This is a genomic window from Lelliottia nimipressuralis (assembly GCF_004115925.1).
In the GTDB taxonomy this organism is placed as follows: domain Bacteria; phylum Pseudomonadota; class Gammaproteobacteria; order Enterobacterales; family Enterobacteriaceae; genus Enterobacter; species Enterobacter nimipressuralis.
The window spans coordinates 21,781-34,757 of the sequence record NZ_SDDX01000002.1; the positions used below are offsets into that span (position 1 = coordinate 21,781).

General features: G+C 54.9%; 14 protein-coding genes. 12 read left to right on the plus strand and 2 right to left on the minus strand.

All coding sequences use genetic code 11. The annotated features are described in order from the left end of the window. Nucleotides 1-17: 17 nt before the first annotated feature. Nucleotides 18-251 (minus strand): hypothetical protein, encoded by a 234-nt coding sequence (locus tag ETG88_RS02555; RefSeq protein WP_100777222.1) that lies wholly within the window; start codon nt 249-251, stop codon nt 18-20. A gap of 145 nt (nt 252-396) precedes the next feature. On the opposite strand from ETG88_RS02555, the gene ETG88_RS22560 reads away from it, so the two are divergent. Continuing rightward, on the plus strand, nt 397-573 hold the full coding sequence (locus ETG88_RS22560) for a YnfU family zinc-binding protein (RefSeq protein WP_215628780.1): 177 nt from the start codon (nt 397-399) through the stop codon (nt 571-573). 2 nt (nt 574-575) lie between these two features. Here ETG88_RS22560 and ETG88_RS22240 read toward each other — a convergent pair whose 3' ends face one another. Then, nucleotides 576-803, minus strand: coding sequence for a hypothetical protein (locus ETG88_RS22240; RefSeq protein ID WP_164971752.1), 228 nt, complete (start codon nt 801-803; stop codon nt 576-578). 341 nt (nt 804-1,144) lie between these two features. Between ETG88_RS22240 and leuS the strand changes: the two genes are divergently transcribed. The 11 genes from leuS (at nt 1,145) to ybeD (ending at nt 12,942) form a co-directional block, all read left to right on the plus strand. Beyond that, nucleotides 1,145-3,727: a leucine--tRNA ligase gene (leuS, locus tag ETG88_RS02565; protein ID WP_149044981.1), complete on the plus strand. Its 2,583-nt coding sequence runs from the start codon at nt 1,145-1,147 to the stop codon at nt 3,725-3,727. A 14-nt stretch (nt 3,728-3,741) separates the two neighbouring features. Beyond that, nucleotides 3,742-4,311: an LPS assembly lipoprotein LptE gene (gene lptE / locus ETG88_RS02570; RefSeq protein ID WP_102104171.1), complete on the plus strand. Its 570-nt coding sequence runs from the start codon at nt 3,742-3,744 to the stop codon at nt 4,309-4,311. Further along, on the plus strand, nt 4,311-5,342 hold the full coding sequence (gene holA, locus ETG88_RS02575; RefSeq protein WP_129034476.1) for a DNA polymerase III subunit delta: 1,032 nt from the start codon (nt 4,311-4,313) through the stop codon (nt 5,340-5,342). The genes lptE and holA overlap by 1 nt, the downstream gene beginning before the upstream one ends. Further along, nucleotides 5,335-6,000 (plus strand): nicotinate-nucleotide adenylyltransferase, encoded by a 666-nt coding sequence (gene nadD / locus ETG88_RS02580; RefSeq protein WP_149044982.1) that lies wholly within the window; start codon nt 5,335-5,337, stop codon nt 5,998-6,000. Before holA ends, nadD begins: the two co-directional genes overlap by 8 nt. A gap of 268 nt (nt 6,001-6,268) precedes the next feature. Beyond that, a complete protein-coding gene (rsfS, locus tag ETG88_RS02585) occupies nt 6,269-6,586 on the plus strand; it encodes a ribosome silencing factor (RefSeq protein ID WP_100777226.1) in 318 nt (105 codons plus the stop codon). 3 nt (nt 6,587-6,589) lie between these two features. Beyond that, nucleotides 6,590-7,057 carry a 23S rRNA (pseudouridine(1915)-N(3))-methyltransferase RlmH gene (gene rlmH / locus ETG88_RS02590; protein WP_014069327.1) on the plus strand — a complete coding sequence of 156 codons (468 nt, stop codon included), beginning with the start codon at nt 6,590-6,592 and terminating at the stop codon, nt 7,055-7,057. Nucleotides 7,058-7,085: 28 nt separating this feature from the next. Next, on the plus strand, nt 7,086-8,987 hold the full coding sequence (gene mrdA / locus ETG88_RS02595) for a peptidoglycan DD-transpeptidase MrdA (RefSeq protein WP_100777227.1): 1,902 nt from the start codon (nt 7,086-7,088) through the stop codon (nt 8,985-8,987). Nucleotides 8,988-8,989: 2 nt separating this feature from the next. Then, nucleotides 8,990-10,102: a peptidoglycan glycosyltransferase MrdB gene (mrdB, locus tag ETG88_RS02600; protein WP_100777228.1), complete on the plus strand. Its 1,113-nt coding sequence runs from the start codon at nt 8,990-8,992 to the stop codon at nt 10,100-10,102. 16 nt (nt 10,103-10,118) lie between these two features. Further along, nucleotides 10,119-11,219 carry an endolytic peptidoglycan transglycosylase RlpA gene (gene rlpA, locus ETG88_RS02605; RefSeq protein ID WP_129034478.1) on the plus strand — a complete coding sequence of 367 codons (1,101 nt, stop codon included), beginning with the start codon at nt 10,119-10,121 and terminating at the stop codon, nt 11,217-11,219. Between the two features lie 139 nt (nt 11,220-11,358). Then, on the plus strand, nt 11,359-12,570 hold the full coding sequence (dacA, locus tag ETG88_RS02610; RefSeq protein WP_095281215.1) for a D-alanyl-D-alanine carboxypeptidase DacA: 1,212 nt from the start codon (nt 11,359-11,361) through the stop codon (nt 12,568-12,570). Nucleotides 12,571-12,678: 108 nt separating this feature from the next. Next, nucleotides 12,679-12,942 (plus strand): DUF493 family protein YbeD, encoded by a 264-nt coding sequence (ybeD, locus tag ETG88_RS02615; protein WP_095281214.1) that lies wholly within the window; start codon nt 12,679-12,681, stop codon nt 12,940-12,942. The last annotated feature ends 35 nt before the right edge of the window (nt 12,943-12,977 follow it).

A 12,977-nucleotide genomic window follows, 5' to 3' on the forward strand; every position in this document is an offset into this window, starting at 1 on the left:
TTCTGAAAACAGGCGCATTAACACCTGCCGTTAATGCGCTGATTATCGCGGAGGACATCAATTGCCGTTTGCATCGCAATTTTATTATCCCGCTTTTTTTGCTGCGCTTGCATCACTTGCAAATATTCGAGCAACGTTCGGGTATTGATCGGCCTTCCCTGCTTACCCACAGCCAGGACGGCTTCACCTAAAATAATTTTGACGGGCGGTAATTGTGCGGGGTACCAGTCGAGGGTGTCTTCTGATTTCATTATAAAATTCTCACGGAAGGGTATTATATCATAAATCCTGTCTGAATTCCCGGTCCCCTTTTACGCCATGAATGCGCCAGAATATTACCCGTAAACGTCAGCATAAAAGCGTATAATTAATAACCACCCTTGAGAGTATTCATTTATGTCCTATACCAGTGGCCTTCGGGAATTTAAAGAGCGGCCTGTACACGTGGCCTGCCCGGTCTGTTCCCACAGGGCCGATCAAAAAGCGGGGAAGATGCGAAAGGATGCGGTGCTTGAATGCCCCTCATGCGGATTACTTTTCCGCCCCTCCGAATGCTGGTGCATTGGAGGATAACCTTAACCGAGGCCATCATCATGAAAACCAGGAAAGCTGTTTTTATTGAAGGTCATATTGTAGCTAATCGACGGCTTGGCGAATCCTGCCACCCTTTTTGTATTCACAGCGTCATGTTCAGTAATGGAAAATATGCCATTGTGCGGGCTGAGTCCGGGATCTGTTTTAACCCCGGAGAAATTATTCAACGCTACGATTGCGAATGGTTTTTCCACGACCAGAAAATTCATCTACTGCCTTTTCAGTACATTAAAGAAAACGAATCTCTGCGGCAATTATCTGAATATGAAACCTGATACCCCCTCACACCGGGTTACTGTCAGTTATATTGTCAACGCCAGTGACGCTCGCTATATGAATAATAAAACGCGCGCCGAGCCTGCTGCCTAAAAATGGATGCCCCTCACTTTTGGGTGGACGAACCGGTCGCCAGGGCCACATCGCGTGACGTTAACGCATTTGCGTGAAAGGCTGTTTTGACGCAGGCGTTTGGGCTATGCTATGCGGATCTGAAATACCACATCCATTGGCTACGTTTGTAGCTGTATTGAGAACAGGACCACTGGCTGCCATGCAAGAGCAATACCGCCCGGAAGAGATAGAATCAAAAGTCCAGCAACACTGGGACGAGAAGCGTACCTTTGAAGTCACTGAAGACGAGAGCAAAGAGAAGTATTACTGCCTGTCGATGCTTCCCTATCCTTCTGGTCGACTACACATGGGCCACGTGCGTAACTACACCATCGGTGATGTGATTGCACGCTACCAGCGTATGCTGGGCAAAAACGTGCTGCAGCCCATCGGCTGGGATGCGTTTGGTCTGCCAGCCGAAGGCGCGGCCGTCAAAAACAACACGGCTCCTGCGCCGTGGACTTACGACAACATCGCCTACATGAAAAACCAGCTCAAAATGCTGGGCTTTGGTTACGACTGGAGCCGCGAGCTGGCGACCTGCACCCCGGAATACTACCGCTGGGAGCAAAAATTCTTCACCGAGCTGTATAAAAAAGGCCTGGTGTATAAGAAAACTTCTGCCGTTAACTGGTGCCCGAACGACCAGACCGTTCTCGCGAACGAACAGGTTATCGACGGCTGCTGCTGGCGCTGCGACACCAAAGTTGAGCGTAAAGAGATCCCTCAGTGGTTTATCAAAATCACCGCTTACGCCGACGAACTGCTGCGCGACCTGGATACGCTGGATCACTGGCCAGATACTGTTAAAACCATGCAGCGCAACTGGATTGGCCGTTCTGAAGGCGTCGAAATCACCTTTGACGTGCAGAACAGCGATCAAAAACTGACGGTTTACACCACGCGCCCTGACACCTTCATGGGGTCCACCTACCTGGCCGTGGCTGCCGGTCACCCGCTGGCACAGCAGGCGGCGGCGACCAATCCTGAACTGGCTGCTTTCATCGACGAATGCCGCAACACCAAAGTGGCCGAAGCCGAAATGGCAACCATGGAGAAACGTGGCGTCGCGACGGGCTTTAACGCCATTCATCCGCTGACCGGTGAAGCAATCCCGGTCTGGGCGGCTAACTTCGTGCTGATGGAATACGGCACCGGTGCCGTGATGGCGGTTCCAGGCCACGATCAGCGCGATTACGAATTTGCGACCAAATACGGCCTGACTATTAAGCCGGTAATCCTGGCCGCCGACGGTTCTGAACCGGATCTGTCCGAGCAGGCGCTGACTGAAAAAGGCACCCTGTTCAACTCCGGCGAATTTAGCGGCCTGAGCTTCGAAGAGGGCTTCAACGCTATCGCTGACAAACTGGCCGCGCTGGGCGTGGGCGAGCGTAAAGTGAACTATCGTCTGCGCGACTGGGGTGTTTCCCGTCAGCGTTACTGGGGTGCACCGATTCCTATGGTGACGCTGGAAGACGGTACTGTAATCCCAACGCCTGAAGATCAGCTGCCGGTGATCCTGCCGGAAGATGTGGTGATGGATGGGATCAGCAGCCCAATCAAGGCCGATCCTGAGTGGGCAAAAACCACCGTCAACGGCCAGCCTGCCCTGCGTGAAACCGACACCTTCGATACCTTTATGGAATCGTCCTGGTACTACGCGCGCTACACTTGCCCGCAGTATCAGGAAGGGATGCTGGACGCCAAAGCGGCCAACTACTGGCTGCCGGTAGACATCTATATCGGCGGTATCGAACACGCCATCATGCACCTGCTCTACTTCCGCTTCTTCCACAAACTGATGCGCGATGCGGGCCTGGTGAACTCTGATGAGCCAGCCAAACAGCTGCTGTGTCAGGGTATGGTTCTGGCAGATGCGTTCTACTATCTCGGCGAAAACGGCGAGCGTAACTGGGTTTCTCCGGTTGACGCTATCGTTGAGCGCGACGAGAAAGGCCGTATCGTGAAAGCCAAAGACGCGGCAGGCCACGAGCTGGTGTATACCGGCATGAGCAAAATGTCGAAGTCCAAAAACAACGGCATCGACCCGCAGGTCATGGTAGAGCGCTACGGCGCGGATACCGTGCGTCTGTTCATGATGTTTGCGTCTCCGGCGGATATGACTCTGGAGTGGCAGGAATCCGGCGTAGAAGGCGCGAACCGCTTCCTGAAACGCGTCTGGAAACTGGTTTACGAGCACACCTCTCAGGGTGAGGCTCCGGCACTGAATGTGGCGGCACTGAGCGAAGATCAGCAGGCGCTGCGTCGCGATGTTCACAAAACTATCGCAAAAGTGACCGATGATATTGGTCGTCGTCAGACCTTCAATACCGCAATTGCGGCTATTATGGAACTGATGAACAAGCTGGCGAGAGCCCCGCAGGAAGGTGAGCAGGATCGTGCCTTGATGCGTGAAGCGCTTCTGGCTATCGTTCGCATGCTGAACCCGTTCACGCCTCACGCCAGCTTTACCCTGTGGCAGGAGCTGAAAGGTGAAGGCGATATCGATAACGCACCGTGGCCGGTTGCTGATGAAGCCGCTATGGTTGAGAACACCACGCTGGTGGTGGTTCAGGTTAACGGTAAAGTGCGCGGTAAAATTACTGTTGCCGTCGATGCAACGGAAGAACAGGTTCGTGAACGCGCAGGCCAGGAACATCTGGTTGCGAAGTACCTTGATGGCGTTACCGTACGTAAAGTGATCTATGTACCGGGTAAACTGCTGAATCTGGTCGTTGGCTAAGCGCGGGAGGAAACGTGCGACAACTGGCAACAATACTCTTATCTCTGGCGGTGCTTGTCACCGCAGGTTGTGGCTGGCATCTGCGCAATACCACGGCAGTGCCGCCTCAGATGAAAACGATGATCTTCGATTCCGGGGATCCTAATGGTCCATTGAGCCGCGCCATTCGTAACCAGCTGCGTCTTAACGGCGTTGAGCTGATCGAAAAAGGCACATTGCGTCAGGATGTTCCATCGTTCCGTGTATTAAGCTCCGTACTGAGCAAAGACACGGCGTCCATCTTCCAGGATGGCCGTACGGCGGAATACCAGATGGTGATGTCGGTGAGTGCTGCCGTGCTGGTGCCGGGTAAAGACATTTATCCGATCAGTACCAAAGTCTACCGTTCGTTCTTTGATAACCCACAAACTGCGCTGGCAAAAGATGCCGAGCAGCAAATTATCATCAACGAAATGTACGACAAGGCGGCGGAACAGCTGATCCGTAAATTGCCAAGCATTCAGATGGCGTCAAAAGACACCAGCACGGAACACTCTGTGCCACTGGATACCACACCGCAAGTTACCGGAACGCTGGGTAACTAATGGTTCGGTTGTATCCTGAACAACTCCGCGCGCAGCTCAATGAAGGGCTGCGCGCGGCGTATCTGCTCCTCGGAAACGATCCCCTTTTACTTCAGGAAAGCCAGGATGCCGTGCGCCAGGTCGCCGCGTCTCAGGGCTTCGATGAACATCACGCTTTCCAGATAGACAACAGCACCGACTGGCAGACACTCTTTTCCCTGTGCCAAGCGATGAGCCTGTTTGCCTCGCGCCAGACGATTTTGGTCCAGCTGCCGGAAAATGGCCCGAATGCGGCGATTAACGAACAGCTCACCACGCTGGTCAGCCTGCTGCACAACGATTTACTGCTGATTGTTCGCGGGAATAAACTCACCAAAGCGCAGGAAAATGCGGCCTGGTTTACCCAGCTCGCGGCCCATTCTGTGCAGGTGACCTGCCAAACCCCTGAACAGGCGCAGCTGCCGAAGTGGGTGGCAGTCCGGGCGAAGCAGCTCAATTTGCAGCTGGATGACGCGGCCAATCAGCTGCTGTGCTATTGCTATGAAGGCAATCTGCTGGCGCTGGCGCAGGCGCTGGATCGCCTGTCACTGCTGTGGCCGGACGGCAAACTGACGTTACCGCGTGTTGAACAGGCGGTGAACGATGCGGCGCACTTTACCCCTTTCCACTGGGTCGATGCGTTGCTGGCGGCCAAGAGCAAACGCGCACTGCACATTTTGCAGCAGCTGCGGCTCGAAGGCAGTGAGCCGGTGATTTTGCTGCGCACGCTGCAGCGTGAACTGTTATTGCTCAACACCCTGAAACGCCAGTCGGCCAACATGCCGCTGCGCGCCCTGTTCGATAAACATCGCGTCTGGCAAAACCGCCGCGCCATGACCACCGAGGCAGTTAATCGCCTCAGCGCCGAGCAGCTTCGTCAGGCGGTGCATCTGCTGACACGCGCCGAACTGACGCTGAAGCAGGATTACGGTCAGTCGGTCTGGGCGGAGCTGGAAAGTCTTTCCCTTCTGCTGTGCCATAAGGCGCTGGCAGACGTCTTTATTGATGGTTGATATGAGTTCTTTACAGGCGTTGTATGGCGGCACCTTTGATCCGGTCCATTATGGGCATCTGAAGCCGGTCGAAATTCTGGCGAATCTGATTGGCCTGCAGCGCGTGATCATCATGCCGAATAATGTTCCCCCGCACCGCCCGCAGCCTGAAGCGACCAGTGAACAGCGCAAAGAGATGCTGGCGCTGGCCATCGCCGATAAGCCGCTGTTTCAGCTTGATGAGCGCGAACTGCGCCGGGATACGCCATCCTATACTTCGCAAACGTTGCAGGAGTGGCGCGCTGAGCGCGGCCCGACACAACCGCTGGGATTTATCATCGGCCAGGACTCATTGCTCAATTTCCCTTCCTGGCATCAATACGAAACCATTCTGCAAAACAGCCATCTTATCGTCTGCCGCCGTCCGGGTTATCCGTTGACCATGAAGGAAGAGCAGCATCAGGCCTGGCTGGACACCCATCTGACAAACGATGTGGAAGATCTGCACACCCTGCCTGCCGGTAAAATTTATCTGGCCGAGACGCCGTGGTTTGATATCTCCGCCACCCTGATTCGCGAACGGCTTCAGCAGGATTTATCCTGCGACGATATGCTGCCCGCGCCAGTGCTCCACTATATCCATCAACACGGGTTGTATCAGAAAAGCGCAGATGAATGAGGGGAAGCGCGAAAATTCGCGTTATTCACCGCCGCGCCATTGACAGCCCTCTTCAGGCTGATATCCTCCGCAGCCTGACTTCCTGCCAGTCGTTGCCAAATAGAAATTGTTTTACAAAAATGGCGATGCATTGTCAGGCCGGGGATGGGATGATACCCGCCTTTAAAAGTCCGTCAGGTGACATTTGTCCCGACACAGCCGCCAGTTAAGGTATACTGCCAGGCTATCCATTTAATCGTTGCTCAACTTCACTCACCAGGGGGAAAACTTGCAGGGTAAAGAACTCCAGGATTTTGTTATCGACAAAATTGATGACCTGAAAGGTCAGGACATCATCACTATCGACGTTCAAGGTAAATCCAGTATCACCGACTGCATGATCATTTGCACCGGCACATCCACACGTCATGTTGCTTCTATTGCCGATCATGTGGTTCAGGAATCGCGTGCAGCTGGCCTGATGCCGCTGGGCGTAGAAGGCGAAGCCATTGCTGACTGGGTTGTTGTGGACCTTGGCGATGTGATCGTCCACGTCATGCAGGAAGAGAGCCGTCGTCTGTATGAGCTGGAAAAACTCTGGGGTTAATGCGTGAAGTTGCAACTGGTAGCCGTCGGCACGAAAATGCCGGACTGGGTACAGACGGGTTTTACTGAATATCTGCGCCGTTTTCCCAAAGACATGCCGTTCGAACTGGTGGAGATCCCAGCAGGAAAGCGCGGTAAGAACGCGGATATCAAACGTATTCTCGAAAAAGAGGGTGAGTTAATGCTGGCAGCGGCTGGCAAGAACCGCATTGTAACCCTCGATATCCCAGGCAAACCCTGGGATACGCCGCAGCTGGCGCACGAACTGGAGCGCTGGAAGCAGGATGGCCGCGACGTCAGTCTGTTGATTGGCGGTCCGGAAGGGTTGTCCCCCGCCTGCAAAGCGGCCGCAGAACAAAGTTGGTCCCTCTCCGCGCTGACGCTGCCCCACCCGCTTGTTCGGGTGCTGGTCGCAGAAAGCCTCTATCGCGCGTGGAGCATTACTACCAACCACCCTTATCACCGTGAGTAATGATTGACCAGGGCAAATTAAGCAGCGGATGAAACTACAGAATTCTTTTCGCGACTATTCGGCTGAGTCCGCGCTGTTTGTGCGCCGGGCGCTGGTCGCTTTTACCGGGATTTTGCTGCTGTCTGGCGTACTCGTCGCCAACCTCTACAATCTGCAAATCGTCCGCTTTACCGATTATCAAACGCGCTCCAACGAAAACCGCATCAAGCTGGTACCCATCGCACCCAGCCGCGGGATTATCTACGACCGTAACGGCACGCCGCTGGCGTTAAACCGCACCATTTACCAAATCGAGATGATGCCGGAAAAAGTCGATAACGTGCAGGACACGCTGGATGCGCTGAAAGGCGTGGTCGATCTCACGGATGACGATATCGCCGCCTTCAAAAAAGAGCGTTCGCGTTCGCACCGCTTTACCTCCATCGCCGTGAAAACCAATCTGACGGAAGTCCAGGTCGCCCGCTTTGCGGTGAACCAGTACCGCTTCCCCGGCGTTGAGGTCAAAGGCTATAAGCGTCGATTCTACCCTTACGGCTCCGCGCTGACTCACGTCATCGGCTACGTTTCCAAAATTAACGATAAAGACGTCGATCGTCTCGACAAAGACGGCAAACTGGCAAACTACGCGGCTACCCATGATATCGGTAAGCTTGGCATTGAGCGCTTCTACGAAGACGTGCTGCATGGACAAACGGGCTACGAAGAGGTTGAAGTGAACAACCGTGGCCGCGTGATCCGCCAGCTAAAAGAGGTGCCGCCGCAAGCCGGTCACGACGTCTATCTGACGCTGGATCTTAAGCTCCAGCAATATATCGAAACCCTGCTGGCAGGCAGCCGTGCGGCGGTAGTTGTCACCGATCCGCGTACCGGCGGCATTCTGGCGCTGGTATCTATGCCAAGCTACGATCCGAACCTGTTTGTCGATGGCATCTCCAGCAAAGACTATTCCGGCCTGTTGAACGATCCGAACACTCCGCTGGTGAACCGCGCCACCCAGGGCGTCTATCCGCCAGCATCTACGGTCAAACCGTATGTTGCCGTCTCCGCCCTGAGCGCTGGCGTGATCAACCGCAATACCAGCCTGTTTGACCCCGGCTGGTGGCAGTTGCCCGGCTCAGAAAAACGCTATCGTGACTGGAAAAAATGGGGCCACGGCCACTTGAATGTCACCAAATCCCTGGAAGAGTCGGCGGATACCTTCTTCTATCAGGTCGCCTACGACATGGGGATTGACCGCCTCTCGGAGTGGATGAGCAAATTTGGCTACGGCCACTACACGGGCGTGGATCTCTCGGAAGAGCGCTCAGGCAACATGCCAACCCGCGAGTGGAAGCTGAAACGCTTTAAAAAGCCGTGGTATCAGGGCGACACCATTCCGGTCGGTATCGGCCAGGGTTACTGGACCGCCACGCCAATCCAGATGAACAAAGCCATGATGATCCTCATCAACGACGGCGTGGTGAAAGTACCGCACCTGCTGATGAGCACCGTCGAAGATGGCAAACAGGTTCCGTGGTCGCAGCCCCATGAAGCACCGGTGGGTGATATCCACTCCGGCTTCTGGGAAATCGCCAAAGACGGGATGTACGGCGTCGCCAACCGTCCAAACGGCACCGCGCATAAGTATTTTGCGGGCGCACCGTATAAAGTGGCGGCGAAATCCGGTACCGCACAGGTCTTCGGCCTGAAAGCCAACGAAACCTATAATGCGCATAAAATCGCTGAACGTCTGCGTGACCATAAACTCATGACCGCATTTGCGCCTTATGATAAGCCGCAGGTGGCGGTAGCGATTATTCTCGAAAACGGCGGCGCTGGTCCGGCGGTAGGTACGATTATGCGCCAGATCCTCGACCACATTATGCTGGGCGACAACAACACCGACCTGCCGGCTGAAACCCCAGCCGCCTCTGCGGCGGAGGACCAATAATCATGACGGATAATCCAAATAAGAAATCGCTGTGGGACAAAATCCACATCGACCCGGCCATGCTGCTGATCCTGCTGGCATTGCTGACCTACAGCGCCCTCGTTATCTGGAGCGCCAGCGGCCAGGATATTGGCATGATGGAGCGCAAGATTGGCCAGATCGCGATGGGTCTGGTGATCATGGTGGTGATGGCGCAAATCCCGCCGCGCGTCTATGAAGGCTGGGCGCCCTACCTCTATTTTATCTGTATTATTTTGCTAATCGCCGTGGATGCGTTTGGGGCGATTTCGAAAGGTGCGCAGCGCTGGCTCGATCTCGGGATTGTGCGTTTCCAGCCCTCCGAGATTGCGAAAATCGCCGTTCCGCTGATGGTCGCACGCTTTATCAACCGTGACGTCTGTCCGCCGTCGCTGAAAAATACCGCCATTGCGCTGGTGCTGATCTTCCTGCCGACCCTGCTGGTTGCGGCGCAGCCCGATCTGGGAACGTCGATTCTGGTGGCGCTGTCCGGCCTGTTCGTGCTGTTCCTTTCCGGCTTGAGCTGGCGATTAATCGGCATTGCTGTGGTGCTGGTGGCCGCCTTTATCCCGATACTCTGGTTCTTCCTGATGCACGACTATCAACGTCAGCGCGTCATGATGTTGCTCGATCCGGAAACCGATCCGCTGGGCGCGGGCTATCATATTATTCAGTCTAAGATTGCAATTGGCTCGGGTGGTTTGCGCGGTAAAGGCTGGCTGCACGGAACACAGTCACAGCTGGAGTTCTTGCCGGAACGCCATACGGACTTTATTTTCGCCGTTCTGGCGGAAGAGCTTGGCCTGGTCGGTATTTTGATTTTGCTGGCCCTGTACCTCCTGCTGATCATGCGTGGACTGTGGATCGCCGCGCGCGCGCAGACCACCTTCGGTCGCGTCATGGCAGGCGGTTTGATGCTGATTTTATTCGTTTATGTCTTCGTAAATATTGGTATGGTGAGTGGGATTCTGCCGGTTGTAGGCGTGCCATTACCGCTGGTGAGTTACGGAGGCTCGGCACTGATCGTGTTGATGGCCGGGTTTGGGATAGTGATGTCTATCCATACCCACAGAAAAATGTTGTCCAAAAGCGTATAAAAATAAGGGGATCGCCATGCGTAAGCAGTGGCTGGGTATCTGCATCGCAGCAAGTTTACTTGCAGCTTGTTCAAGTGATGATGGTCAGCAACAGGCAACCATCGCGCCGCCGCAGCCTGCGGTCTGTAACGGTCCGGTTGTTGAAATCAGTGGCGCGGACCCGATTTATGAGCCGCTGAACGCGGGCGCCAATCAGAATTACGAACGCGACGGCAAGAGCTATAAGATCGTTCAGGACCCGTCCCGTTTCAGTCAGGCCGGTTTTGCCGCCATCTATGACGCGGAGCCAGGCAGCAACCTGACTGCCTCTGGCGAGAACTTTGACCCGGCGCAGATCACTGCCGCGCACCCGACGCTGCCTATCCCAAGCTATGTGCGCGTCACTAACCTGGCGAATGGCCGCATGATTGTGGTGCGCATTAACGATCGTGGCCCTTACGGTAACGATCGCGTGATTTCACTCTCCCGCGCGGCAGCGGATCGTCTGAATACTTCCAACAATACTAAAGTCCGCATCGATCCGATTATCGTGGCCCAGGACGGCACGCTGTCTGGCCCTGGGACCGTATGTACCACCGTCGCCAAACAGACCTATGCCCTGCCCGCTCGTCCGGATTTGAACGGTGGAATGGGGAGCGCCTCTTCCCTGCCGCAAGACACCACGCCACCGAATAATGTGCGCGCCATCAGCAACGATACGCTGAAAAGTGACGACTCCACCGGTGCACCGGTGAGCAGCAGCGGTTTCCTGGGCGCAGCGACACCGCTGGCCTCTGGCGTGCTGGAAGGCAGTGAGCCAACGCCAGCCCCCGTTGCGGCCACACCTGTCACTCAGCCAGCGCCGGTGACCGCGCCTGCTGCGGTGACGCCGCCAGCGGCGACCTCTGCCAGCGGCAATTTTGTGGTTCAGGTCGGTGCGGTAAGCGATCAAGCGCGTGCGCAGCAGTATCAGCAGCAGCTGAGCCAGAAATTTGGCGTACCTGGCCGCGTTGAGCAAAACGGTGCCGTCTGGCGTATCCAGATGGGGCCTTTTGCCAGCAAATCGCAGGCCGCGTCGTTGCAGCAGCGTCTGCAAAACGAAGCGCAGTTACAGTCGTTTATCGCTGTTGCGAAGTAATGAATCGGCGGTATCCGAATTGTCAGTTTGTGTAACCAACGTTCACAATCTCATGCTGAAAGTCGGATGCCTGCCTGTATAGCATTTGCTATAGTAAGGCACTTTTTTTAATTCCATCACGGATGTCGTAGTTCTGACCATGAAGACCACTCTCTCCGCTCGATTCTTGCAGCGCATGGCGCTGACCACGGCCCTTTGCGCAGCCGCTCTCTCAGCCGCTCACGCCGATGACCTGAATATCAAGACCATGATCCCTGGCGTTCCGCAAATTGACGCGGAATCCTACATCCTGATCGACTACAACTCCGGCAAAGTGCTGGCAGAACAGAACGCTGATTCGCGCCGTGACCCTGCGAGCCTGACCAAAATGATGACCAGCTACGTCATCGGCCAGGCGATGAAAGCGGGTAAATTCAAAGAGACTGACCTGGTCACCGTGGGTAACGATGCCTGGGCGACCGGTAACCCGGTGTTTAAAGGCTCTTCCCTGATGTTCCTGAAACCAGGGATGCAGGTGCCCGTTTCTCAGCTGATCCGTGGCATTAACCTGCAGTCCGGTAACGACGCCTGTGTGGCCATGGCCGATTTCGCCGCCGGTAGCCAGGATGCATTTGTCGGCCTGATGAACAGCTACGTTTCCGCGCTGGGCCTGAAAAACAGCCACTTCCAGACCGTACACGGCCTGGACGCAGACGGTCAGTACAGCTCCGCACGTGATATGGCGCTGATTGGCCAGGCGCTGATTCGTGACGTGCCGAACGAATACACCATCTATAAAGAAAAAGAGTTCACCTTTAACGGCATCCGTCAGACCAACCGTAACGGTCTGCTGTGGGATAACAGCCTGAACGTCGACGGCATCAAAACCGGTCATACGGATAAAGCGGGCTACAACCTGGTGGCCTCCGCGACTGAAGGCCAGATGCGTCTGATCTCCGCGGTGATGGGCGGTCGTACCTTTAAAGGCCGTGAAACGGAAAGTAAAAAACTGCTGACCTGGGGCTTCCGTTTCTTCGAAACCGTGAATCCACTGAAAGCCGGTAAAGAATTTGCGTCAGAGCCAGTGTGGTTTGGCGACAACGACCGCGCATCCCTGGGCGTAGATAAAGATCTGTACCTGACCATTCCTCGTGGTCGCATGAAAGACCTGAAAGCCAGCTACGTGCTGAACACCAGCGAACTTCACGCGCCGCTGCAGAAGAACCAGGTGGTGGGAACCATTAACTTCCAGCTCGACGGTAAAACCATCGATCAGCGTCCGCTGGTGGTGCTGGATGAAATTCCTGAAGGCAATTTCTTCGGCAAAATCATTGATTACATTAAATTGATGTTCCATCACTGGTTTGGTTAAAAATTGAACACTTGAAAGTGTGATTTTGATCCCCATATACTAGGTATCCTGATAACTCCCACCCGCACGTGGGAGTTATTATTTTTTTGATGTAATGCCGGAGCTGACATGAAAACCAAACTTAACGAACTGCTTGAATTCCCTACCCCGTTTACTTACAAAGTAATGGGTCAGGCGTTGCCGGAGCTGGTTGACCAGGTGGTTGAAGTGGTACAGCGCCATGCGCCGGGTGACTACTCTCCGACGGTAAAACCAAGCAGCAAGGGCAACTACCACTCGGTTTCCATCACCATTACTGCCACGCATATTGAGCAGGTCGAAACCCTGTACGAAGAGCTCGGCAATATCGAAATCGTCCGTATGGTGCTGTAGTCCCCTCGTGGTTACCCGCTTTGCCGGGTAACCCG